At 60.6% G+C, this 24,297-nt stretch carries 19 protein-coding genes, 1 tRNA gene and 3 pseudogenes; 11 read left to right on the forward strand and 12 right to left on the reverse strand.

Features of this window, described 5'->3' with window-relative positions; translation table 11 throughout:
- Positions 1–153 precede the first annotated feature (153 nt).
- The 5 genes from ccoG (at position 154) to IEV83_RS10675 (ending at position 5,564) form a co-directional block, all read left to right on the forward strand.
- Positions 154–1,611, forward strand: a complete 1,458-nt coding sequence (gene ccoG, locus IEV83_RS10655) for a cytochrome c oxidase accessory protein CcoG (protein ID WP_209003087.1) — start codon at positions 154–156, stop codon at positions 1,609–1,611.
- Positions 1,612–1,778: 167 nt separating this feature from the next.
- Entirely contained in the window at positions 1,779–2,300 is a 522-nt protein-coding gene (locus IEV83_RS10660) for a FixH family protein (protein ID WP_181761962.1), read from the forward strand.
- Positions 2,301–2,533: 233 nt separating this feature from the next.
- Complete coding sequence (locus tag IEV83_RS10665) at positions 2,534–4,744, forward strand: heavy metal translocating P-type ATPase (protein WP_181761961.1); 2,211 nt, start codon at positions 2,534–2,536, stop codon at positions 4,742–4,744.
- A 1-nt stretch (position 4,745) separates the two neighbouring features.
- Positions 4,746–4,916: a cbb3-type cytochrome oxidase assembly protein CcoS gene (ccoS, locus tag IEV83_RS10670; protein WP_181761960.1), complete on the forward strand. Its 171-nt coding sequence runs from the start codon at positions 4,746–4,748 to the stop codon at positions 4,914–4,916.
- A 129-nt stretch (positions 4,917–5,045) separates the two neighbouring features.
- The gene (locus IEV83_RS10675) at positions 5,046–5,564 is read left to right on the forward strand and encodes a response regulator (RefSeq protein WP_181761959.1); all 519 of its coding nucleotides are present in this window, start codon (positions 5,046–5,048) and stop codon (positions 5,562–5,564) included.
- A 235-nt stretch (positions 5,565–5,799) separates the two neighbouring features.
- Here the strand turns inward: IEV83_RS10675 and IEV83_RS10680 are convergent, their stop codons facing one another.
- The gene (locus IEV83_RS10680; protein ID WP_181761958.1) at positions 5,800–6,282 is read right to left on the reverse strand and encodes an RrF2 family transcriptional regulator; all 483 of its coding nucleotides are present in this window, start codon (positions 6,280–6,282) and stop codon (positions 5,800–5,802) included.
- 181 nt (positions 6,283–6,463) lie between these two features.
- Here IEV83_RS10680 and IEV83_RS10685 point away from each other — a divergent pair, with 181 nt between their 5' ends.
- Entirely contained in the window at positions 6,464–6,988 is a 525-nt protein-coding gene (locus tag IEV83_RS10685; RefSeq protein ID WP_181761957.1) for a protoglobin domain-containing protein, read from the forward strand.
- Between the two features lie 65 nt (positions 6,989–7,053).
- Here the strand turns inward: IEV83_RS10685 and IEV83_RS10690 are convergent, their stop codons facing one another.
- Positions 7,054–7,224: a hypothetical protein gene (locus IEV83_RS10690; RefSeq protein WP_181761956.1), complete on the reverse strand. Its 171-nt coding sequence runs from the start codon at positions 7,222–7,224 to the stop codon at positions 7,054–7,056.
- A 443-nt stretch (positions 7,225–7,667) separates the two neighbouring features.
- Here IEV83_RS10690 and IEV83_RS10695 point away from each other — a divergent pair.
- Both IEV83_RS10695 and IEV83_RS10700 read left to right on the forward strand, forming a co-directional pair.
- A tRNA-Thr gene (locus IEV83_RS10695) sits at positions 7,668–7,742 on the forward strand.
- 90 nt (positions 7,743–7,832) lie between these two features.
- On the forward strand, positions 7,833–9,443 hold the full coding sequence (locus tag IEV83_RS10700) for a tyrosine-type recombinase/integrase (protein ID WP_181761955.1): 1,611 nt from the start codon (positions 7,833–7,835) through the stop codon (positions 9,441–9,443).
- A gap of 113 nt (positions 9,444–9,556) precedes the next feature.
- Here IEV83_RS10700 and IEV83_RS10705 read toward each other — a convergent pair whose 3' ends face one another.
- The 7 genes from IEV83_RS10705 to IEV83_RS10735 form a co-directional block, all read right to left on the reverse strand.
- Complete coding sequence (locus IEV83_RS10705) at positions 9,557–10,273, reverse strand: M48 family metallopeptidase (RefSeq protein WP_181761954.1); 717 nt, start codon at positions 10,271–10,273, stop codon at positions 9,557–9,559.
- Complete coding sequence (locus IEV83_RS10710; protein ID WP_181761953.1) at positions 10,270–13,575, reverse strand: type I restriction endonuclease subunit R; 3,306 nt, start codon at positions 13,573–13,575, stop codon at positions 10,270–10,272. The genes IEV83_RS10705 and IEV83_RS10710 overlap by 4 nt, the downstream gene beginning before the upstream one ends.
- Entirely contained in the window at positions 13,572–14,408 is an 837-nt protein-coding gene (locus IEV83_RS10715; protein ID WP_181761952.1) for an HAD family hydrolase, read from the reverse strand. Before IEV83_RS10715 ends, IEV83_RS10710 begins: the two co-directional genes overlap by 4 nt.
- 273 nt (positions 14,409–14,681) lie before the next feature.
- A complete protein-coding gene (locus IEV83_RS10720; protein WP_181761951.1) occupies positions 14,682–15,896 on the reverse strand; it encodes a restriction endonuclease subunit S in 1,215 nt (404 codons plus the stop codon).
- Complete coding sequence (locus tag IEV83_RS10725; protein ID WP_181761950.1) at positions 15,889–16,914, reverse strand: virulence RhuM family protein; 1,026 nt, start codon at positions 16,912–16,914, stop codon at positions 15,889–15,891. Before IEV83_RS10725 ends, IEV83_RS10720 begins: the two co-directional genes overlap by 8 nt.
- Positions 16,907–18,424 carry a type I restriction-modification system subunit M gene (locus IEV83_RS10730; protein WP_181761949.1) on the reverse strand — a complete coding sequence of 506 codons (1,518 nt, stop codon included), beginning with the start codon at positions 18,422–18,424 and terminating at the stop codon, positions 16,907–16,909. Before IEV83_RS10730 ends, IEV83_RS10725 begins: the two co-directional genes overlap by 8 nt.
- A complete protein-coding gene (locus IEV83_RS10735) occupies positions 18,414–18,935 on the reverse strand; it encodes a restriction endonuclease subunit S domain-containing protein (RefSeq protein WP_244628133.1) in 522 nt (173 codons plus the stop codon). The genes IEV83_RS10730 and IEV83_RS10735 overlap by 11 nt, the downstream gene beginning before the upstream one ends.
- 1,271 nt (positions 18,936–20,206) lie before the next feature.
- Between IEV83_RS10735 and IEV83_RS10740 the strand changes: the two genes are divergently transcribed.
- Positions 20,207–20,938: a tyrosine-type recombinase/integrase gene (locus IEV83_RS10740; RefSeq protein WP_181761947.1), complete on the forward strand. Its 732-nt coding sequence runs from the start codon at positions 20,207–20,209 to the stop codon at positions 20,936–20,938.
- An 82-nt stretch (positions 20,939–21,020) separates the two neighbouring features.
- Here the strand turns inward: IEV83_RS10740 and IEV83_RS20220 are convergent.
- Positions 21,021–21,131: pseudogene (locus IEV83_RS20220) on the reverse strand (IS5/IS1182 family transposase); the annotation flags it as partial.
- A gap of 1,194 nt (positions 21,132–22,325) precedes the next feature.
- On the opposite strand from IEV83_RS20220, the gene IEV83_RS10745 reads away from it, so the two are divergent.
- The gene (locus IEV83_RS10745) at positions 22,326–22,598 is read left to right on the forward strand and encodes a hypothetical protein (RefSeq protein WP_181761946.1); all 273 of its coding nucleotides are present in this window, start codon (positions 22,326–22,328) and stop codon (positions 22,596–22,598) included.
- A complete protein-coding gene (locus tag IEV83_RS20065) occupies positions 22,592–22,894 on the forward strand; it encodes a hypothetical protein (RefSeq protein ID WP_209003088.1) in 303 nt (100 codons plus the stop codon). The genes IEV83_RS10745 and IEV83_RS20065 overlap by 7 nt, the downstream gene beginning before the upstream one ends.
- A 58-nt stretch (positions 22,895–22,952) precedes the next feature.
- On the opposite strand, the pseudogene IEV83_RS10750 reads toward IEV83_RS20065, so the two are convergent.
- A pseudogene (locus IEV83_RS10750) lies at positions 22,953–23,903 on the reverse strand (IS630 family transposase).
- Positions 23,904–24,103: 200 nt separating this feature from the next.
- A pseudogene (locus tag IEV83_RS20225) lies at positions 24,104–24,223 on the reverse strand (IS3 family transposase); the annotation flags it as partial.
- Positions 24,224–24,297 lie beyond the last annotated feature (74 nt).

Raw genomic sequence — 24,297 nt, forward strand, 5'->3', positions numbered from 1 at the left:
TCGCGGTGTTGACGTGTCGCAACCCCAGGGACATCCGCACGGCATATGATGCGACCAAGCGAGAAGGGAGTGGGCCAGGTTATGCCCGGCTCCCAGGCCTTGCGTGGTCCCATAGGGGCGGGACGACGAGAGACAGGAAACATGGACGGAACAATGCGCGCAGAAACGGATCCCGCCGGAGCCGGGGCTCATCCGGAGGAGTGGTTTGCCTCCGCCAAGAAGATCTATCCGATGGCGGTGCACGGCACCTTCCGCAAGATCAAATGGGCGGTGCTGTTTGTAACCCTCGGAATCTACTACTTCTTGCCGTTCGTCCGTTGGGATCGCGGGCCGGACGCTCCCGATCAGGCGGTGCTGATCGATATCGCCGGGCGGCGCGCCTACTTCTTCTTCATCGAGATCTGGCCGCAGGAGGTCTACTACCTCACCGGGCTGTTGATTCTCGCGGCCATGGGCCTGTTCCTGATGAACGCGGTCGCCGGCCGGGTCTGGTGCGGCTATCTTTGCCCGCAGACCGTCTGGACCGATCTGTTCCTGTGGATCGAGCGCCACACCGAGGGCGACCGGCGCGACCGGATGCGGCTTGCCAAGGAACCTTGGGGTCTGCGCAAGGTCACCCAGAAGATCTCCAAACATACCCTCTGGCTGCTGATCGCCTGGTGGACCGGCGGTGCCTGGGTTCTGTATTTCTCCGACGCGCCGACCCTGGTGAAGGATCTGGCGACCGGGCAGGGGCCCTTCGCCGCCTATCTGTGGATTGGCATCCTGACCTTCACCACCTACGCGCTGGCCGGACACATGCGCGAACAGGTGTGTATCTTCCTCTGCCCCTGGCCGCGCATCCAGGCGGCGCTGACGGACGAAGAAGCGCTCAACGTCACCTATCGCTATGATCGCGGTGAGCCGCGCGGGTCGTTGAAGCAGAATCGCAAGCTGGAGGCCGAAGGGCTGCCCGCCGGGGATTGCGTCGACTGCGCCCAGTGCTTCCATGCCTGCCCGACCGGCGTGGATATCCGCAATGGCACCCAGCTTGGCTGCATCCAGTGTGGCCTGTGCATCGACGCCTGCGACGCAGTGATGGACAAGGTGGGCAAGCCGCGCGGTCTGATTGCCTATGACACGGACGAGAACGTCAAGCGGCGCATGGAAGGCAAGGAAACCTTCGTCCGCATCGTGCGCCCGCGCACGCTGATCTATGTGGCGATGATCGCGCTGGTCGCCGGCATCATGGCCTATGCGCTGGCAACCCGCGCCTATGAGGGCGTGAATGTCCTGCACGATCGCAATCCGATCTATGTGGAACTGTCCGACGGTGCGGTGCGCAACGGCTACACGATCCGCCTGCTGAACAAGCGTCCGCTCGCCCGCGACTTCATCCTGGCGGTCGAGGGCATGCCGGAAGGCACCCGGATCGAGGCGGTCGGCATTGAGGAGAACGTCCTCGGCAAGCCGGTCATCCCGGTGGGGCCGGATACCACCCGCGAGGTGCGTGTTCTGGTGTTCTCGCCGGCTGACGTGAAGATGGACAAGACCACGCCGGTGACCTTCCGGATCACGGAAACGGTGATGGGCGATGTCGCCCGGGCGCGGGACTTCTTCAAGGCGCCATGATGACGGGGGCCCCGGCGGCGCGCCGGGGCCTCACCTTTTTGCGGTAAATGTCCCGATGGGGCCATTGCCGACTGTCGTGCCATGCCGCAACGCGGTATGCTGCCGCGCAAGGATGGTCCATCCATGACCCTGTCTTTCATGGATACAACGTCAAAGCGATCGCACTCATGACCTCAATGACCGAGCCGGCCCGGACGCCGGGGGGCGGAAAACCGATTTCCGGCAAGACCGTTCTTGCCTGGATCCTGGGGTTCTTCGCCGTCATCTTCGCGGCCAATGCCGTGTTCATCTACCTCGCCGTCGGCTCCTTTCCGGGCGTCGTCACGGAAACGGCCTACGAAGAGGGGCTGGCGTATAACGAAGAAATCGCCGCCTCGCGTGAACAGGCGCTGCTGAACTGGACCGTCAACGGTTCCGTCTCCCGGATCGAGGGCACGAATGCCGCGATCCTGGTGGATGCGAAGGACGCCGAGGGCGCCCCGCTGGTGGGGCTGACCGTGACGGTGGTTCTGCTGCGCCCGGCGAGCGCGGAGCCGGAGCGGACCGTCGTTCTCCAGGAAGGAGAATTGGGGCGGTACCGGGCGGAGCTGGCCGACATGGCGGCGGGGCGCTGGATCGTCAAGCTCCTGGCCGAGGGCCGCGATGGAGAGAGCTTCCGTTCGTTCAACCGGGTTTATCTCGACGAATAGAGCGGGCGTCCAACGGGGCCTTGCGGCGATTGGCCAAGGGGCGGCTGCTTTCGCGGCGCAGCCTTTGCCGAAAGGCGCCAAGCGGTTTCGGCGCGGGCCGCCGGGCGTCGGCGGTCCGGGTATGAACTCAGTCTGATGTCCGCGCGCGTCCATCGGCCGGCGCGGCGTCATGGGAAGATCGCGGGCGAGGCGGATGGTAGCCCTTCGCCCCGGCAGGGATAGCAGCGGCAATCATGACGGCGCATGAGCGGGATTGGGACGCGTTTGTCACCCTTTCGCCGGAGGGCGAGGCGCATATGGATCTGGCGGTGGAGGGGATTACCTGCGCCGCCTGCATGGTTGAGATCGAGCGCGGCCTCGCCGCCCAGCCGGGTATTCGCAAGGCGCGGCTCAACCTGACCAGCCACCGTCTGGCGGTCGACTGGACCCCGGGGGAAAGCACGCCGGACCACGTGGTCGAAACCCTGTCGCGGCTGGGGTATCGGGCCCATCCCTTCGATCCGGCACAGATGCGCGAGCGCGCCGACAGCGCCGGACGGGAGTTGCTGCGCTGTCTTGCCGTCGCCGGATTCGCGGCGATGAACATCATGCTCCTGTCCGTCTCGGTCTGGTCGGGCAATGCCACCGGGATCGAGACCGAGACCCGCGATTTCTTCCACTGGCTGTCGGCGCTGATCGCGCTGCCTGCGGCGGTCTACGCCGGGCGGCCGTTCCTGCGCTCCGCCTTCGCCGCGATCTGGGCCAGGCGCCTGAACATGGATGTGCCGATCGTCATCGGCGTGACCCTGGCCCTGTTCCTGTCGGTCACCCAGACGATCCAGTCAGCCCATCACGCCTATTTTGAATCGGCGGTGATGCTGCTGTTCTTCCTGCTGATCGGCCGCTACCTCGATCACACCATGCGCCGGCGCACCCGCGCCTTCGCCGAGAATATCGCCGCGCTCAAGGCGGAAACGGCGGTAACGATCCAGCCCGATGGTCGCCTGCGCGAGGTGCCGCTGTCCAAGGTCGCTCCCGGTGAGCACATTCTGGTGCGGGCCGGCGAGCGGGTTTCGCTGGATGGAACGGTGGTCAGCGGGCGTTCCGACATCGACCAGAGCCTTGTCACCGGCGAAACCGCACTGGCCTCGGTCGGCGTCGGCGACCCGGTCTATGCGGGCACCATGAATGCCTCGGCCAATCTGACGGTGGCGGTCACGACCGCGTCCGGCGCGACCCTGCTCGATGAGGTGACGCGCCTTCTGGAAGCGGCCGCGCAGGCGAAATCGAAGTATGTGCAACTCGCGGACCGGGCCGCGGCGCTCTACTCGCCGCTTGTGCATCTGGCTGCGGCCTTGACCTTTCTCGGCTGGTGGCTCTCCGGCGCGGGTTGGCAACCGTCCCTGGTGGTGGCGATCTCGGTCTTGATCATCACCTGCCCCTGCGCGCTTGGGCTGGCGATCCCGGCGGTTCAGGTGGTCACCTCCGGGTTGATGTTCCGCGCCGGCGTCTTGTTGCACTCCGGCGATGCGGTGGAGCGGCTGGCGGAGGTGGATACCATTGTCTTCGACAAGACCGGAACCCTGACCCTGGCGGTGCCCGAAGTGGTCGAGACGGCAGCGCTGAATGACACGGCGCGCGCGGTGGCCGGGCGTCTGGCGTTGTCGAGCCGGCATCCGCTGGCTGCGGCGCTGGCGCGGGCCACAGGGGCCGAGGTGCCGCTGCCGGACGCGCGGGAAATGCCCGGTGAGGGCGTGTGTGCGACGGTGGAGGGCCGGGAATTGCGGCTGGGCAGCGCCACCTTCTGCGGACTGCCGGAAGAGGCGGCACAGGCGGCCCTCGCGGCGCGGCCGGGCGCCTCGCTGCTGGTCTTTCGCGATGGAGAGGGGACGCCGGTGCCGCTGCTGGTGGAGCAGCGCTTGCGCGAGGATGCGGCGGAAACGGCCGCCGCGTTGCGCCAGGCCGGCTACCGGCTGGCAATCCTCTCTGGCGACCGGGAGGCGCCGGTGGCCGCCGTGGCGCGGCAACTGGGGATCGAGGACTGGCAGGCGGAGCTTCGCCCGGCCGACAAGATCGCCCGGCTGGAGCAACGGGCGGCGAGCGGTGCCCGGGTGCTGATGGTCGGCGATGGGCTGAACGACGCGCCGGCGCTGGCCGCCGCCCATGTGTCCATGTCGCCGGTGACGGCGGTGCACGTGGCCCAGGCCGCCGCCGATGCAGTGTTTCTGGGCGATCGTCTGGCGCCGGTTTCCGATGCCATGCGGCTTTCCCGGCGCGCCCGTGCGGCGATGTCGCAGAACCTCTGGTTCTCGACCCTTTACAATGTGGTTGCGGTGCCCTTCGCCGTGGCCGGTTTCGTGACGCCGCTGATCGCCGCCCTGGCAATGTCCGGGTCCTCGGTCGTCGTGACGCTCAATGCGTTGCGATTGCGCCTGACGGCGGGGTCCAGCTCGGAGCGGGTGTGACATGGATGTGCTGATTTTTCTGATACCGGTGGCCCTGCTGCTGGGCCTGATCGGGCTCGCCGGTTTCCTCTGGTCGCTGAAGTCGGGCCAGTATGAAGACCTCGAAGGGGCGAAATACCGGATTCTTCAGGATGACGACCTGCCCGACGAGCCCGACGACCCCGCCAGATAGCGAGCGCGCAAGCGCTGGGGGCGGTGGACGCTCAGAGGGGCGGATCGGGCTTGCAACGCTTTGGCGTATCGGGGCTAACCGTTATTTCAGATTTCCCGTGCGACAAGGGGGAACACTGGAGGCTGTCGCGTGTCGTTGGATCTGTCATCCCTGACGTTTTTGCTCGTCGAGGACAGTGCGTATATGCGCACGATCCTGCGCACCATGCTGCAGGGGTTCGGCGCGCGGCGGATCGTTGAGGCGGAGGATGGCGCCTCCGGCCTGGAGGCGATGGAACGGGCCAACCCGGACATTCTGATTCTCGACTGGGTGATGCCGATTCTCGATGGCGCGGACATGGTGCGGATGATCCGCAATCCGCATAATCCCTTCGCCTACATTCCGATCATCATGGTCACCGGTCACACCGAGCGCAGCCGCATCATCGAGGCGCGGCGCCTTGGCGTACATGAGCTCCTGTCCAAGCCGATTTCCGCCAAGGCGCTGTATCAGCGGGTCAGCAGCGTGATCATGCAGCCGCGCGATTTCGTCAAGACGCCGAGTTATTTCGGCCCCGCGCCGCGTGAAATCCGCAATCGCCAGAAGATCTGGCAGGCGGTGGAAGGCGAAGGCGAGGGGCAGCCGGCGGTCTCGACGCTCGGCGGATAGGCCATCGCGGGTTGCGCGCCCGCCCACCCATCTCTCCCATTCGATCATTCTCTGAAGAGAGCGGGCCGGCCCAGCCGGACGCCCCGTGATCGCTCTCCGTCCGCATCCGGCATGGGGCCGATGGCCAGTGACAACGCGGGGCCCCGCGCGCCTGCGAAGGCGTGGGGCGGACAGGTGGTATTCACGATGTGAAGGGGGGACTGGGAAGCTGGGGACGGCAAGGCGCCCGGCGATCTCAGGTGCCTGCGGCTCCAACCAGCGAGCTGTGCGCTGCCGGGAGGCGGCTTTGGGCGATGGCGTGCCGCAACTCGTCCCGGTTCGACACGATATCGGCAAGCGTCACGGTGTCCAGATGCTTGAAGAAGCAGGAAAGCGCTTCGTGCAGCACCATCTTCAGGCGACAGGATTCGTAGATTGCACAGCGGGAGCGGCGGGCCTTTTCATCGCATTCTGCAAGGAAAAAGTCCGGCTCGATCAGCCGCACTATCGAAGAAATGACGATCTGATCAGGTTTTTTGGCCAGAGAGATGCCGCCGCTGCGCCCGACGGTGGAATTGATGTAGCCGTTCTTTCGCAGGGTCTGAACGCAGGATACCACTTGTGATCGATGACTTAGGCTTTTCTCTACAATTTCATCAATTGTAATGATTCTATCTTCGTCAATAGCTAAGTACATCAATGTTCGGATCGCGATATCCGTTCGGTTTGTAAGCCGCATTACCCTCTCCAATTAGCAAAAGTCGCATTAATTGCAGAGAGATTACTTTAGGTTTGAATGGCATTCAATTTTTAATAAACGATACATTTTAGATAGAGATTTTATCATTATTGTAAATCTATAATAAAATTTTAAATACTTCAAATGAGTCCTGCGGGAGGTGTATGTGAGGATGTGTCGTATGGGTGGGATTCGGGGTCTGTCGGTAGATGGATATTGGCGAAATATGAGTTCAGAAGCCTGGATGGAAGTTCGCGACTGGATCGACTTCATGGAGCTGTCGCCTGGGGATCTGCAGAGCCTTGCCGATGCGTGGGCGTTGGTGTCGCCCCGAATGCCTCAGATCCTCGATGGGTTTTACAAATGCAGGATCGTGTCCGGCCAGAAATGGCGGATGAAGGGGCTCTCTTTGGAACGGCTCAAGGCAAGCCAGTTCTCCTATTGGGAGGTGTTGTTTTCGGGCGTGCTGGATGAGCGATATCGCGGGCGCGTTCGGCTGGTGGCCTCCCGGCATTTTCAGGCCGGCGTGACGATGGCCGACTACATTGCCTCCTACGGGTGGTTCCTCAACGCGTTCGAGCGGGAAATCGCGGCGTTGGAGCCTTGCGGTAAGCGGCGCGCGGCGCTGATGGCATCCGTGCGGCGGGCGGTCTTCCTCGATATGACCTTCGCCGTCTCCGCATGCCATGTGGCGTATGTCGACTAGGGTCTGGGCCCGAGGGGCTGGACCCTGGGCGGCTGATGCCCTGCTCCGCCCGGTAGGGCGGTGCGTCAATCGTCGGCCGTCTGGTTCTTGCTTGCACCGGGTTTCTGGGCGCTCTTGCGCCGGCGCAGGTTCGCGCGCAGGGCCTCGGCCAGCCGCCGGGCGCGCGCGTCCTCCTTGCTGGCCGACGCTTGCCGGCCGTCGGGGGGAGATGGGCTGTCGCTGGGGGGCTTGCTCATGGGTCGTGCCTGGCTGACGTCGTTGGGTGGCGTGGAGTGAGGGGATTTGGCCGAAAACCGGTCGCAATTGCAAGGGGCAAGTCCCCTCGCGCATCGCTTCGCCGGCTATCTCATCAGGCCGTCAGTATGAGTGCGCAACCGCTGATCCCGTCAGTATCTCCCGAGCGGAAAGAAACGCCTCACGGAAAGTCCCGGGCTCGTTCTTCGTTTCAAGCCCCATGGTGGTCATGGTGATCTCGTAGAGCTTTGTCGTTGCCGCTCTTCTTGTCGGCGCTTCTCGATATCCGGCGACAGCATGGGGATTGGAGGGTTGTCCGAGCCGCCCATGGTGGTGCGGTGCCACGCTTTCGGAGGTGGTAAGCGCCTTGCGGTGAAATTTTCCACAGCGGCGATTGTCGGGCCGCTTGACGGCTGCGGTTTTTGCCCTTAAACCCGCGCTCATCGCTGCCGTAGCTCAGGGGTAGAGCACTCCCTTGGTAAGGGAGAGGTCGAGAGTTCAAATCTCTCCGGCAGCACCATCCATCCCCTTGAAATCGTTATTCCCTCTTGCTTTTCAGCCGCTTGCATACATGCTGCGCCTACAAAGACGCATACAAAATGAGCATGTCATGGCAGGCAGGATCCGGTACCTTCACGAGGACACCCGCGGTCGATTCTACGCAAGGATGAGCGTTCCGGCCGAGTTGCGCGATGTTCTTGGCAAGCGTGAGCTGTTGAAAGCGCTGGGAGGCGATCGCCAGGTCGCACTTCGCGCGTTGCCGGAGGTGATCGTTGGTTTTCAGCGTCAGATCGAGAATGCTCAAGCGGCTCACCAGAGCGATCAGGCTGTGGCGATAGCTGTCGAACAGGCTACACCGCTGACGGTCGAGGAGATCGGCGCGCTGCACTACGCAAGCCGCTTGGAGCTCGATGAGCAACTTCGGGATCTTGCTCCGGCCTATGCTCGTATAGGCATAGACGATGGGCACGTGGCCGATGTGAGGGCGATTGGCGCTGGTGCCGCGAGCAATGATCTTATTGAAGGCATTTTCGGTCGCGAAATAGAGAATATGCGACGAAATGGGACCTATTCCTGCTCGGTAGGCGGCGCTGACTGGCGGCGCCTGGCGCGTCACCTCGCGTATGCTGAACTCGAAGTTTTGAAACGAATGTTCGAGCGTGACGGCGCGGAACTGGTCACCACCCATCCTCAATGGGTCTTGGATCATTTGCCGAGACCAAAAGTACAGACCCAGGAAACCGCTGCCGCGGACATCGAGCCGAGGGAAACATCGCTGCGTGAGCTGTTTCGGCTTTATCGCAGAGCGATGACGGGTGGTGCTGGCAATGATCGAACCACCAGATCATACACGCCCAAGATCGAGAACCTGATCGAATTCCTTGGCGCGGACGACGCGACCCTCGTTACCAACAGAAAGCTCAGCGACTGGGTTACGCATCTGCGAGACGAAAAGGGACTCGAGCCCAAGACAATAAATGGCGGATATCTGAACGCCGTAAAGGCGACATTGAACTGGGCCAGCCGTCACGGCCACATCGAGCCGATCAACATCACCGCATCGGTACCGATGCGTCGCAAGAGGCTTAACCGGGAAAAAGGATACACGGCTGAAGAGGCTACGCGGGCTCTTCAGTTCGCTTACAGCTACGCGCGGCCCGCAGACACGCGCGAGAGCGAGCAACTGTCAGCTGCCAAGCGATGGGCTCCGTGGCTGGCGCATTTCACCGGAGCCCGGATCGGGGAGATCACGCAGCTTCGCAAGCAGGACATCAGCGAGCGAGACGGCATCGCCGTCATGCGGATCACGCCAGATGCAGGAACGACGAAAACCGGTCTCTATCGCGACGTTCCCTTGCATCGCCAGCTGATCGAGCAGGGCTTCCTCAAATTCGTGGAAGGCGCTGCGGACGGTCCGTTGTTCTATCCGACGCGTGCGGAGAAGCAGGACCCGGTCAAATCCGCCGAGACGATCTCTAACCGCGTCGCCAAATGGCTCAAGGGCGCCGATCTGGTTCCCGCAGGCGTCGCTCCCCTTCACGGCTTCCGTCACGCATTCAAGACGAATGCCAGGATCCATGGCCTTTCCGATCGCGTCGCTGATGCCATTCAAGGGCATGCCGGTCGTACGGCGGGCGACGACTATGGGGATGTGACGATCGAAGTGAAGAAGCGTGAGATCGAGAAGTTGCCTGACGTCGAGTTTGTTGATCGGAACTGAAAGTGGCTCCGGTCAAATGCTCAGAAACCAGTATTCGCGCATGAGAGACGGACCGTTAAGGTGCGCCACTCGCGTCCGCTACGCGGGTTGAGGCGTTCGCGCGGCCAGGAAGATCAGACCATGGCACGTTCCAGCCTCTGCTTTCGACGTTCCCAGTCGGGCATCACCTTGTCGAGGAGCCTGAAGAACGCGGGGCCGTGATGGGGTTCGTTCACGTGGCAGAGTTCGTGGGTAATTACGTAATCGATGGCGTCGACCGGAGCTTGGATAAGGCGACGATTGAGCATCAGGCGACCGGCCGGCGACATGGATCCCCACCTTTGCCGTATCTGTCGCACGATAAGGCCTTTCGGCCGGAATGCCTCGGGATCTGGAAACAGGTCCAGACAGAGTTTTATTCGTTCTGGAAACTTAAGGTGGGCTCGGCTCCGGTACCATCCTTCGACCAGCTCGCGCGTCACCTCGGACCTGTTCGGGCGGTGCGTCTGTACGACGATGAAGCCACGGGTCAGCTTTACACCTTCCTGTATGTGGGGGAGGACCTTCAGTCGGTACTGGCGCCCCAGATAAAGATGGGTCTCCCCGGCGACGAATCTGCGCTCCGGAGTTCGCGGAAGGAACTGCGCGAAATACCGCTGCTGCCTCGTCACCCAAGCTGCCCGCTTCCGCAGCTTGGCTTCTATGGCATCCAGCGTCACGTCCTCGGGGGCCGCGATCACAACGGACGCATCCGGCTCGACGGCGATCTCCAGTGTCTTCCTCGGGCGGCGAACGATCTCATACTGGATCTCCTGCTCTCCGTACTGCAGGCAGTGTAACTTCCGCGTCATGTCGCGAACCGGGCTCGAGCAAGATCCATGATCTTGAGTTCGAGATCGTCGAGCATCTGCACAGGCAGGTCGATACCCTTCTTGTCGCGCAGAACATCGAAGAAATAGTCGTCGATGGCGTTGCGTAGGTTGTTCTGGGCTACCTCGTTCAGCCAGATGTCGACGATCAGGTGAGACTTGATGATGTCGATGATCTCAAGGGCGATGGATGCGGCTTCGTCGCCCACGACTGCATCGGCTTCCTTGGTTTTGAGCTGACCGTCGAGGATGCCGAAAAACGCTTGCGCATCCTCATTGGCACGGATGCATTCCGGAACATCCCTGCCGCGATCCTTACGCGCCACCTTGCTCGCCAAGTCCACGACACTGTTCAAGTACTCGCGCTCGGACAGCCGCTTCTCGCGATAGGCGCGGATGGTCTCTTCGAGCAACTCAGAGAACTGTTTGTAGAAGCTCGGGTCCTCATCCATCTTTTCGGTGATGGCCCGCCGGGTCGCGCTGGCGATGCGGTCCGCCCTCGACGCTTCGGAGACGCCCGTCTCCTCGATGACAGCCTTCAGCGCGTCGGGATCGTTGATGTTCACCACCTCGATGATGGTTTCGGCCGGCATCGCCACGACATGGTTATCCAGCAGTTTCTGGATCTTCGGCTCGAACTCGTGGACGTCGACCGTCTCCTGGTAGCGAAGCTGGACCGAGCGTTTGAGTTGGGAGAACTGCTTCCAGTCCCGTTTCAGGGCATCGACCTTGGCCTCGTCGAAGACATCAAACAGCTTGCCCGATGAGAGCGAGATGTGCAGGCACCGGCTGAAGGCCTTCAGGCGCGCGTAAAACTCATGCCGGAGCGCTTCGTCTGCCAGGTGCTGCTCAAACTGTTCCATGTCCTTCTTGTTGCGGACCGGCTTGAACAGGTCCCAGAGCTGGTCGTGAAGCTGAGGCAGCTTGCGGATCTCCTCCCTGACGTCATGTACCGTTCCCGCAAGATCGGCCGCCTCGTACCCCTCGAACGCACTGTATGTCGTCAGGGCGCTGTCGAGTTCGCCGAGCAGCCCTTCATAGTCGAGGATGAAACCGAATTGCTTCTCTGTGTTGCCGTCCTCATAGAGCCGGTTCACGCGCGCAATGGCCTGCAGGAGGTTGTGTTCCTTCAGCGACTTGCAGACATAGAGGACGGTGTTCCGAGGCGCGTCAAAGCCGGTGAGGAGCTTGGAGACGACGATCAGGATCTCCGGATCGCCAGAGCCCTTGAAGGCGTCGATGATCTGGCGGTTGTACTCTTCCTCGGTCTTGTACCGCGCCATCATCTTCAACCAGAAGCCGCGCACGAGACCCTTCGACTCCTGGTCGACCTCCTCGTTGCCCTCGTTCTCGTCCGGCGGCGAAATGATGATGGCGCTCGAGATGTGGCCAATCTCGTCGAGAACCTCCATGAAGCGGACGGCCGCTGCCTTCGACGGGGCGACAAGCTGCGCCTTGAACCCGGTCCCCTGCCAGTGCTGACGATAGTGCTCGGAGATGTCGAACGCCTTGGCGCGAATGGCCTGGTCGGTCTTGGCCAGCGCATCCATGCGGGAGAACTTGCGTTTGAGGTCGGCCTTCTGGCTGTCGGTCAGGCCCTCGCTGATCTTCTCGAACCAGCGATCAATCACGTTGCCCGAAACCTGCTGCTCGACAAGCCGTCCTTCGTAGAGGAGCGGTACGACGGCACCGTCGGCGACCGCCTCATCGATGGCGTAGCGGTGGATCAGCCGACCGAAGGTCGACAGCGTGTTCTTTTCCTTCTTCAGCAAGGGCGTGCCGGTGAAGCCGAGGTAGCAGGCCTGGGGCAGGAGCCGGCGCATCTTGGCGGCGAACTGGCTGTGGCCGCCATAGCGGCCCGTCTGGGTCCGGTGGCTCTCGTCGACCAGAACGAAGATGTTCGGGTCGTCGTCCGCCATCTGGCTGTTTTTCAGAGCCGTGTCGAACTTGTTGATGATCGTGGTGACCAGCGGCGCCTTGTCGCGGACGAGTTCCAGAAGGTGCGCCCCGCTCGTCGCGCGGACCGGCTCGAGGTCGCAGGACTTGAAGGTGTCCCTGATCTGCTTGTCGAGATCGTCGCGGTCCGTGACGATGATGATCCTCGGGTTCTCGACACTGCGCTCCAGGGCAAGCGCGCGTCCCAGCATTACCATCGTCAGCGATTTTCCGGACCCTTGCGTGTGCCAGATCACGCCGCCCTTGCGGGCGCCGCTGACATCGTGCTGCTTGACCGTTTCCACGGCGCGGCGAATGCCGAAGAACTGCTGATGGCGTGCGACTTTGCGGACGCCACCGTCAAACACGGTGAAGCGGCGGACGAGATCGAGCAGCCGCTCCGGGCGGCAAAGGGAATAGAGTGTCCGGTCCTGCTCGGTAGCGACGCGCTCGCCTTCCGCGCGCAGCGCGGCGAAGTGGTCTCGCGCCGTCGCCATCGGCCCTGAGAAGACAGCGTCTTCTTCGGCAAGACCGAGAGGCCTGTTCACCGCCGCAACCAAGTCCGTCGGATCTTGTACGGCGACCAGTCTCTCGAAGGCGATGGCATCGGGGACCAAGCCGACTGCGGCATCTCGCGCCAGCGCAGCCAGGGCGTCTTCTGCATCATCCTCTTCGCGCCATGCCTGCCAGAACTTGGCTGGCGTGCCGACCGTCGCATAGCGCGCTTCGTTCCTGTTCATCGTCATCAGCAGCTGAGCGAAATGAAACAGCTGAGGGATCACGTCCTCGCTCTGGTAGCCGATCAACTGGCTCTCCGCGCGTCGAAGGCTTTCGGTCGGACGCTTGTTCTCGATCACCAGGAACGGAATGCCGTTCACGAAGGCAACGATGTCGCAGCGCTTTGTCTGGCTGGACCCGGCCCTCTCGACCGAGAACTCGGCGGTGACGTGGAAGGCGTTGTTCTCAGGCCGCTCCCAGTCGATGTAGCGGAAGGAGTAGCTCTTCGAGTCTCCATCGATGGACTTCGTGATCGTTGTGCCGAGGACGAGCGTGTCGTAGATGTCCTGGTTCGTCCCGCGAAGCCCCTTCAGACGGTCGGGTGTGGGCTTGAGCCGCCGCATCGCCTCATGCGCGTCCTCAAGGTCGAAGGCATACTCACGGCCCCGATGCGTGAAGCGGTTGATGCGCATCAGCTGCTCGGCAAGCACATCGTCCAGCACGACGTTCCGCAGACGCCCGCCACGCAGGCGAAGCGCCTCCTCCTGCGAGAGCGGCTTAAACCCGAGCGCCACCAGCAACTGCAGCGCCGGGATCTGGGATTGGTGCTTTTCGGCGGCGTCGAAGGTCATGCTGTCGGCCTGTATCCGTGCTTTCGCGCGATCCGACCGAGAATTCCCTTTACGATAATGTCGATTTGGGAGTTTTCATCGTAGTCGGCCGGCGCGACGAACTCGACGCGACCATCCGAGATCAGCTTATGGATCTTCTTGAGATCGCGATCCGTTCTGTTCGGGTCGTAGACCGCGACCGAATGCCCACCCTTGTGGGTCAGCATCTTCATCGTAGGAATGTCCGTATCGCCATCACCAAGGAAGATCATCCGGTCGAACGGGATCGGGCGTTCGTCTTCGGGCATGTAGCTGTTGATGGAGACATTGTCCCAGTGGTTGTCGATGCCCTTGTTGATCCGGAACAGGTACTGGGTCTTGGTCGTGTAATTGATGCCCACCCCCGGCCACGCCGCGTAGCCGTCAACGTAGATGAACTTCGAGGCGAAGACCTGACGGAAAGCATCGCGGATTGCACAGCCCTCAATCATCTCTTGGATGCCCGAAGAAACAATGTAATGCTCGAGAATGAGCCCGCGTTCCGCGGCGTGAGCGTTGATGCGGTCAAACCATGACTTATCCGTGAGCCCGGGGAACAGCGGGGCTTCCTCGCCATGGCGTCGTAGGTCTTCGACCGTAACCTGTACGTCTCGCTCGCGCGCCTTGTCGAGCATCAGATGCATGTAGACGAGGATTTCATCGGCATCGTGATCCCGCGTTCGCGCCTTCACCTCAGCCCAGAAGTCTTCCTTGGTCATTCCGATGTTCGGGATGAAGCTCGTCTCCTGCAGATTGCCGCGGGCGAGCGTTCCGTCGAAATCGTAGATCAGCGCCGTTCGTTTCGGCTCATTCATCGTCAATGTCCTCTTGCGGCAATCTGGTGATTCAAATCCTTGGCGACTGCTCTCAGTCCTTCGGGGGATAGGGGGCTTTTCCATTGGTGTTCCGCTCGCGGATCGTGCCGTCGTGGCCCTTCCGGAAGGCCTCCCCCCCTTGGTTTCGGCGGCCTTTTCGCGGGAATGGGCTCAGGCATCGGACGGGTGTCTGTGACCTTGCTTGCCCGTGTCGCGCCTTCGCGCTTCGACTCCCACTTCTCGTCCGGCCGCTGCTGGGTTCAGTAGTTCTTCTTATCCGGCATGTTCGGTCTCCTCGGTGGTTGAAGAGGTTTCGGCAGGATTGAGCGGGACGCGCCACTCGCCCGTCAGCAGCTTCTGCATGAGACCGCGCTTTTGCAGCGTGACGGCTTCGATCTCGTTATCAATCAACGCCAATTCCTGCTTTGCGGCCGTTAAGGCCCGCGCGATTTTCCGTTGCTCGTCAATCGGCGGTATCGGCACACGGCAGCTGTAGAAGTCGTCTGAATAGAGGTTGAGCAGTCCGTCATTGCGGACGCCCGAGTTGATCAGGCGTGAGAGCTGGTAGTTCAGCGCGCCGGCGGCGAAGAGATGCTCGTAGAACTCGGGATCTAGACCCGGCTTCAACGCGAAGCAGTAGTAAACGAAGGGCACAAGCGCCGTGGGGCGTTCGAGCCGGAAGACGCAGCCGTAGGGTGCGGTCTTGGAGTTGCCCTTGTTATAGGCGAACTCTCCCTCATGCAGGAGCGTGTATCGCTCGACGCTTCGACCCGCCATGTCGCGCGCGAACTTGTCGGACTGCATCAGGAAGCCCGACTTCGCCGAGATCGTCATAACGGGATGATCGCCTACCGAACTCTTCCGCTTGACTGGGGTCGAGACCGCAGAAAGCGGCTTGAGCTGCCAACCCTGCGGGAAGGCTCCTGCGTGCCCAAGCATCTGCTGCGTTAGCCCTTTGACCCAGTCTTTCTTGGCCGCGCGGAGGGCGGCGAGCTTTTCGAGCGCCTCGTCCCAAGTCCGCAGGATCCCGGCGATCTTGCGCTGTTCGGGGAGGGGGGGAAGGTCAACGACCTGGTTGGTAATGTCATCCTTCTGGACATGGACGAGCGACGCTTTGAAGCCGTGTGCGTTCGCTTCGATACGGCGAGTGGCGACCTGCAAGGCGAGATAGAGCCAGTACTTATCGACGCCTTTCTTGGGCACGACACGGAAAATGTGCTGGTTGAGGACGCCGCGAGGCCCTGGCCAAATCGTAGGGCCAAATGAAACGCCTTTGACCCCTGCCCATGCAAAGAGCAGGTCCCCGGCCTCGATGATCCACTTAGGCTTCGGCGTCCCATCGAAGTAGTTGAAGTTCTGCGAGCCGTTCAGGTTCTGGATCCGAATGATCGGCAGCCCCGAAGCACTCCAGTCAGGCGGACGAAAGCCATTGCCGTTATGGAAGTCGCACAGGTCGCCAATTGACCGGCGGGTGTGCAATTCACGCATCACCGCCCCCCTTCTTCCGCCCCTTGGCGGCCTTCTCCATCTCCTCCAACTGGGCGATGTCGGCTTCATCCGCCGCAAGCGCCTCGGCGGCACGGCGGTTGGCATCGAACGTCTCGAACCGCTCGGCGGCGAGCTTCTGGGCCACGTCCATGCGTAGTCGCCCGGCATGGGTCAGCACGTCACGGTCGTTGAACGAGAGGAAGGCATCCAGCTTGTCGGCCCATTCGGCCATGGTGACCGGACGCCGCCGGCGCGCCTGATCCTCGGCATAGTCGAGATACATCACGACGATGCGGTTGAGTTCCTCGACCTCCTCGGCCACGAGGTAGTTTTTGGCGGTGCCGACATCGCCCTTGCGCACGACCGAGCCTTTCCAACTGGTCAGGCCCATGTTGGGAGCAATCGGGTCACTGCGGCTCTCGATCAGTTCGGCGGCCGTCTTGCCCGTCACCGCCCAGAGCATCTTGTTCTGCACCTTCTTGAAGAAGGCCTGCGCCTGTTCGGAGGTCTTGTCGTAGTCGATTGCGGTCGTATAGAGATCGCGCACCTTCTGATAGAAGCGCTTTTCAGAGGCGCGGATGTCCCGGATACGGGCAAGCCACTCGTCGAAATAGTCCCATTGCTCGGCCTGTTTCAGCCGGGCATCGTCCATGGCGAAGCCCTTGACCAGGTATTCGCGCAGGACGGACGTGGCCCAGCGGCGGAACTGGCTACCGCGCGGGGACCGGACGCGGTAGCCCACCGCCAGGATCACATCGAGGTTGTAGGCGTCGATGTCGCGTTCGACCTGCCTGGAGCCCTCGGTCCGAACTATCCGGAATTTCCGGATAGTTGCCTCCGGATCGCATTCACCCTCGGCAAAGACGTTATGGATGTGTTCGTTGATGGTGCGGACATCCTTGTCGAACAGCTCCGCGATCTCCTTCTGACTTAGCCAAGCCGTCCCGTCCACGGCCCGCAGGCCGATGGTCGCGGCACCATCGTCCGTGGTGTAGAGGATGATTTCGCCCTCAGACATCGACGCCGAGCTCCTTCAGGTACCCGGCCATCTTCGCCCGCACCTCGGCAAGCTCGGCCTCGATCCGCACGATGTCCTTCTGCACGGCGGCGACGTCGATCTCCTCCTCCGGCTCGAAGGTGTCGACATAGCGGGGGATGTTGAGGTTATGGCCGTTTTCGGCGATCTCCTCGGGGCTTGCCCGATGCGAATACCGCTCGACCTCGGCGCGGGTGCTGTAGGTCTCCAACACCCTGGCGACATGCGCCTCGTCCATCACGTTCTGGGTCTTGCCAGGCTTGAATTCCTTGCTCGCATCGATGAACAGCACGTCGTGTCGGTCCCCGTTCACGCCGCCTTCCTCGCGGGAGCGGTCGAAGATCAGGATGGCGACCGGAATTCCCGTGGTGGTGAACAGGTTGGCCGGCAGGCCGACGACGGCGTCAAGTAGGTTCTCCTCGATCAGCTGCCGCCGGATGCGCCCCTCGGCCCCGCTCCGGAAGAGCACGCCATGCGGCACGATCACCGCGACCCGGCCGGATTGGCGCTTGGCGATCTCGATCATGTGGGTGATGAAGGCATAGTCGCCCTTGGACTTGGGCGGCACGCCGCGCCAGAAGCGCTTGTACGGATCGCTGCCCGCATCCTCTGCGCCCCACTTGTCGAGCGAAAACGGCGGATTGGCGAGGACCACGTCGAAACGCATCAGGTGGTCACTCTCGACCAGCGCTGGGCTGTTGAGCGTGTCGCACCACTCGATGCGGGCGGCGTCCTTGGCATGCAGGAACATGTTCATCCGGGCCAGCGCCCAGGTCGCCCCGTTCACCTCCTGCCCGTAGAGGGCGAAGTTCTCGGACCCAACTTCCTGCGAGGCCTGGATTAGCAGCGAGCCGGAGCCGCAGGCGGGGTCGCAGATCGTGTTTCCGGGCTGCGGCGCCGCCAGCTTGGCCAGCAGACGGGACACGGCCGTGGGCGTGTAGAACTCGCCTGCCTTCTTGCCCGCATCCGAGGCGAAGCGCGAGATCAGGTAGATGTAGCACTCGCCGATGATATCCTCGGTCACCCGGGATGGGCGCAGGTCGAGCGCGGGTTTGGCGAAGTCCTCAAGGAGGTTCTTCAGGCGACGGTTGCGATCCTTCGGGCGGCCGAGATTGGCCTCGGAGTTGAAGTCGATGTTGCGGAAGACGCCCTCGAGCTTGGCGCGGTTCGCATCCTCGATGTTTTCGAGCGCGATGTTGATCAGCTCGCCGATATTGGGTTCACCCCGCTGGGCATGGAGGTCGTAGAAGCTGGCGCCTTCGGGGAGGATGAAGCGCTCACGCTCCAGCCGCCGGCGAATGCGAGCCTCGTCATCGCCATACTGCTTGCGGTAGGTCTCGACATGATCGTTCCACAGGTCCGAGATGTACTTCAGGAACAACATCACCAGGATGTAGTCCTTGTAGCCTCCGGCATCGATGGCGCCCCGAAAGGTGTCGCACGCCGCCCAGGCGGTCTGATTGATTTGCTGTTGCGTGATCTTATCGGTCATCAGCTATTTCCTTCGGGTCGGCCGCTTTTGCGGCCTTGCCGAGAATGGAGGTTACGAGGTCTTCCCGGCGCGCGGCGAGTTGGTGGAGCAGGCGCCCCTCCTGTCGAGCCAGGGCACTGAGTTTGATGATGTGTTCTTGCGTCCGCAGGTCGGGAACTGGGATATCGAGGTTTTCGATGACGGTCATCGGGACCATCCTGAGGCTCGTGCCTTGCGCTTCCGCACCGAGCCTACGCTGCGCATCAGGGTGGTTGATCGCCCACGCGAGGTATTCGGGCAGGAGCTTCTCCCTGTCAGGGCGAATGATCACCAAAGGGACGATGACGACGACGGGCTCGGGCAGTGGGTCGCAAATGGCGGCCGCAGTGTTCGGCGTCCCGCGAGAGCGAAAGACCACTTCCCCTCCGCGGACGAAGTAGTGGTCAGCCAGCTTGCCCAGTTCGTACCTCTGGAACGGAGCGGCTGGCGACTCGCCATCTGTTCCCACGTCACGCAACTGAAGTGCCGGCATGCCGCCCTCCGGCTGCGGTTCGAGCCTGCCTCGTGCCGTGAAACCGGAGTGGATGTCGCAAAGCGCAGCGAGTCGCATTTAAAATCCTCTGTAGGTCGCCTTACAGAGATATTTCAATTTGGTCGTGCAAGTCAATCCATTCTATTTGCTGTATGGAGACTACAGAGAATTTCTCTTGGCTGCATCCTTGGTCGAGAGCAGAGGCTGTTGCCTGGGCGAGGGGGAGTGGTTGACTCAATTCGAGTGGTGCAGAGACTCTGCAGCGACTCTCAGGAGAGGCGCAATCCTGTCGGTTGTGTCGTTATGTGCCTCGGCTTGGCGCATCTACCTGTCCGGGGATGGGGGAGAGGAGGGCGCCGGCACACAGGCAACAGGTCTTTGCCCTCGGCAATCCCGATATGGGGAAGCGTTTCTCGTTGTGCTGCGGAAGAATGCGGCGTTGCCGAGGATGCGCAGAAATCGCCCGTGGCTGGCTCCGTTGCAGTTTGAGCTCCAGGTGCTCGCAGACGTTCGGCTCGCTCCTGTGAGCTTCCCTGACGATCCTGGCGAAGTGTATTGCGGGAGCCGGCGAGTGATTTATGCCGCGCTCGTGCTCTGCATCTTCGCCGGTGCCTGTTGTGTGAACGTCAGACGCGGCCACGATCAGCGCATCACGGAACCTGTTTGTGCAATCTTGCGCAAGTGGTTCGCGGACGTGATACGGCCAACCTGAGGACCAGTCTGGCAGCATCATCCGGTCGATCTCGTGGATGTATTTTCCCGAGCGCGGATCTGTTTCTGCGTGTCCGTGAGATCTTGCTTCCGGATCAGTCATTTATTGCTGGGGCGTGTCTGCCAGCAAGCGAAGCGGCGGGTGCGACGGTCTCGGTGACCGTGGTTGACGGAAAACATGGAATTCGCGTGGACATAGCACGCACATAATTCAACCTTTCGCGGGGATTTTGCCGGAAGTTGCAGCGTTTTTTTGAGCAGCAAACCGGCGTCTTTGGCGGATTTCCGGCTCAGCGTCTCGCCCTTTCTTGTCGGTAAGTTTCCGCGAGCGCGATCCTATTCAACCTTATTCAACTTAATTCCACCGCCAAGAGCTCCGGGGATAGGGTGCTCATCGCAGGTGGAGCCATACTGCATCCCCCTCAAGAATGCCCGTTTCTTCTAGGACTTCGATGTTTTGTTCTGAATTCGGGTTTTCCCATCGTTTGACTGGAATAACACCCGACAGGTTGTTCCGCGTGTCCTAGACTCTTGCTCATCAACAATTCTGGAGTTCTTCGATGAGTAACGGAAAAACCATCTCAGATGCTTGCAGAGCCTGGCTGAAGCGCTGCGAGCTGGACGAGTTGGAATGCGCCACCTTGCGCTCCTATCGCAATCACGTCGACCACCATATCGAGCCGGCAATCGGCGAGCTGTGCCTTGCCAGCCTCTCGCGCTCTGATGTGCGCGACTTCATCGACGACATGCTCGACAAGAACTCGCGAGCAATGACCGACAAGGTGCTCCGCTCGCTGCGCTCGGCGCTGAACGAAGCCCTGGACCGGGAGTGGGTCGACAACAATGTCGCGCTGTCGGTGAAGCTGCGTCGCTCGTCTCGCAATGCGCCCGATCGCGTGATCCCGACCAAGGAGGAAATCAAGACGATGCTGCGTGCGGCGCCGACCAAGCATCGCCCGCTGATCGTCACCGCGATTTATACCGGCATGCGCATGTCCGAGCTGCGCGGACTTCGCTGGGTAGATGTCGACTTCACGCGTTCGATCATTCAGGTGCGCCAGCGTGCGGATCGTTTCAACGAGATCGGCAAGCCGAAGTTCTCATTCCACGCGCTGCGCCATGCCGCCGCCTCGCTCTTCATCGAGCAGGGTTGGCCGGCGAAGAAGGTGCAGACGATCCTCGGTCACGCGTCCATCACGATGACCTTCGACGTGTATGGCCATCTGTTCGACAATGCAGAGGACGATGTGAACCTCTTTGCCAAGCTCGAGGCAGATCTGGAGGCGGCTTAAAGGGTGATCCGGTCCCAGATTTCGGCATTCTCGAGATGTTCTCGGAGCCGCTTGAGCTTCTTTCAAAGATTGTGCGTCTCTCGCTCGCCAGCCGGCGGTCATCAACCTTCTGTTTGCGCCGCGTATCGGTCGGCAAGTGGGGCTTGATACCTGCAAATCGTTCTTCCTGCAGCCAGAGGTGCTTCCGAGCCATCAACCTCCTTGAGGACCTCCGTTCTGGGGCTGGGCCGTGGAAGGGGCTCAGATCAAAAACGCTGTCCTGTCGTTGGGATGTCGTTGGTTGACAATTTACAATCATGGCGCGAATAGTGGCCGTCAAGAATTGTGGGTGCTGAGGCGTGTGCGTCGAAGCTGGCTTGTCACGCTCGGAAGAGCTTTGCCTGGCTGAGCGCAACTGCGGGGGTGGAGTGGCTGTGGCGCAGACGGTCGACATGAGCGATGAAGCCAGCGCCGTTGCGCCTGAGGCGGAGCTCCCTGAAAGTCAGATTGCAAGCGAAGCTGATAGACAGAGCGAGCGCCCGGTATCTGGCGCGCGCGTGCGGTTGCGGCTGGTACGCGATACGCAAGAAGACCTTGCCGCAGCGTTGTCGCTCGCCCGGAAGATGCACGCGCAAACGATCTTTCGCGACAGCCCGTTCAGTGACGCCAAGGCGCAAGCGTTGGTTCGCCGTGCGATTGAACGGCCGGATCGGAGCGGGTTGATCCTGGCGGAGGCGCCGAGAGCGGGTGCATCCTGGTGGGCCGCTGGAGAGCCGGAACCGCCGGAGGGGGGGGGCTCTCGCAGGGCTGGCTTATGTACAGGCGGGGGAATACTTTCTTTCTGATGGGGATCTGGTCGCAACCGTGCTTACGCTCAATATCACCCCAGAGATCGTACGGACGCCGCTCGGCGGGCGCGTCGCGTTGAGGTTGGTTCGCGCTGTGCGCCGTTGGTCGGATGCGCGTGGCTGTCGACGCCTTCTGGTGCATGCGACCAGTGGTGAAAATCCAGCGAGGACGGATCGCTTCTTCCGTCGCTGTGGATTCAGAGTAATTGGTCGGAACTATGTCTTTTGAGTCGATTATTATTTCATATGTTGTTGATATATATTTATTTTTTGTTTCAACTTTTTTCGTTCTTACATGCTTATCTGCATTTAAAGAATTTCGTAAATTTACATCTGAAAATAATATATATATATTAATATTTTTTATACCTGTAATTTCTTGCAGGATGCTTAACATAAAAGGGAATCATATTATTTTTGTGGTTGCGAATTTTATTATTTTAATAATACTTACAATTATTCCGGCTTTATTCTTGTCTGTCGATTTTATAAGTTTATTCTATCCAAATTATTTATATTATTCGAATAAAATATCATATTAAATTGGAGGGGCATTAATCGTGTCTGATAACAAATTTATCGTTGGAACCGTCGGTATTAATGCTTCTGTCCCGCTTTTTGGGTCAGGCGAGTTTGCTCTCGCTTACGATGCAATTAAGGATAGGCATGCGATTACTCAATCATATCAGGTTAGTATATCTGCCGTTAACGCACTTATTGATTCTGGTAAAATATCTAAAGATCAGGTAAACTTTGATTTACTGCAAAGCCTTCCCGGAATACTTGGTGATCCTCGTTCTGTTTCTGCGTTGGGGCGGCTTCGAAAATGTTAAAATTGGGTATAAGTGCAGGAAGAGGGGCGTTTAACGGTGATCTGAACGACATGAGTGGCGTGTCTTTTGTTTTTGGTTTGCAGGGTTTGGCGGGGGTGTCATTAGTTGTACCCGCGAATTACAAAGGGCCTTTAAATCTAAATGAAATATTGAAGGCGCCGGGTGCGGGGCTCATATTTTCGGCTGGTGTGAAAGCCGGAGTGATTGCTGATGTGTCAATGACGAATGTGTATGAGTTGCCCTTTTGTTTTGATGGAAATTCGAGCATAAGCTTAAGTAATAATAGAAAAAAATAATCAGCGATGTTGGTGTGGGCGATTCTGTTCTTTCCTTCGACCCTAGAGCATTTCCCGCTTACTCCGGCTCATATCCCGCCGCAGTGAAGTAGTTTCTCGCCTCACGGGGCGTGACCGCGTCTATGGCAGACGCGGTTGCCGCCCATAGGTCCTCGACGGTTCTTGCGGCGGCCTTTTTAAGGAGGGCCTTGATCTTTGAGAAGGCCATCTCGATCGGATTGAAGTCGGGGCTGTAGGGCGGCAGGAAGAACAACCGCGCGCCTGTGACTTCGATAGCGTGGCGGATCACGGCGGGTTTGTGGGCAGGCAGGTTGTCCATGACAACGATGTCTCCCGGCTTCAATGTTGGAGCCAGGACCTGCTCGACATAGGCCAGGAATGCCGTGCCGTTCATGGCGCCTCCCAGCGTCATGGGTGCTGTGATCCCCGACAACCGCAAAGCGCCAACAAATGTCGTCGTCTTCCAGTGTCCATGCGGAATCGGTGCGCGACACCGTTCACCGCGGGGCGAGCGCCCGCGAATTCGGGCCATCTTGGTGGAGACACCAGTCTCGTCGATGAACACCAAACGCTCTGGGTCGAGATCGGGCTGGGCCTCGAACCAACTCTCCCGCCGTCGCTTCACATCGGCGCGTTCCTGTTCGCTGGCGTGCGCTGTCTTTTTTTGAACGTGATGATGTTGCGGGCCAGGAAGCGATCAACAGAACATCGTCGATGTTCTCAGACCGAATGTCTCGTGCAGATGGTCCACGATTTCCGCGAGAGTGATATCGGGCCTTGCCTCCACCAACTCGAGGATCTCATCGCGAAACGGCTCAAGCGGACTGCGCGGCGAACGAGGCCCCATCTTCTCAGGTTCGATGCGACCGGTCCGTCGATACCGCTCCATCCAGCGGATTGCCGTCGCCTCCCCAACACCAAACCGCTGAGCTGCGGCACGACGGGACATTCCACCTTCAACGGCATCAATCAAGCGCTTGCGTAGGTCAATCGATAAAGGTCGCGTCATGAAGGCTGGCCTCCATGTCCAGCCCTCAGTTTGAATCACAATTCGAGATCAAAGGGAATCCAACCCGATTCAGTCTTTTCGGGAAATGCTCTAAATCTCGGACGCGACGTGGCCCCCTCCCGCGTCTTTGGGTCGCGCCGAACCGGAACTTCCGGCGGTGATATCTCATGCGGCGGAAGCCGCCGATGAGCTTACAGGTCGACGAATTCGCTGCCGTTGTCGACCCTGATCGTCTTTGCATAGCCGATCAGGCCGCACATGCGTTCGCGCGTTTGCACGACATCGTCGCCGCGACAGGCGAACCGCAGGTCGGTCGCCGGGCAGGATGGGCGCAAAACCGGGGACAGATCGACCTGGTCACTTTGGCCTAAACGAATATGACTAAAGGTTGCAA

Source organism: Stappia taiwanensis (assembly GCF_014635285.1).
Lineage (GTDB): Bacteria > Pseudomonadota > Alphaproteobacteria > Rhizobiales > Stappiaceae > Stappia > Stappia taiwanensis.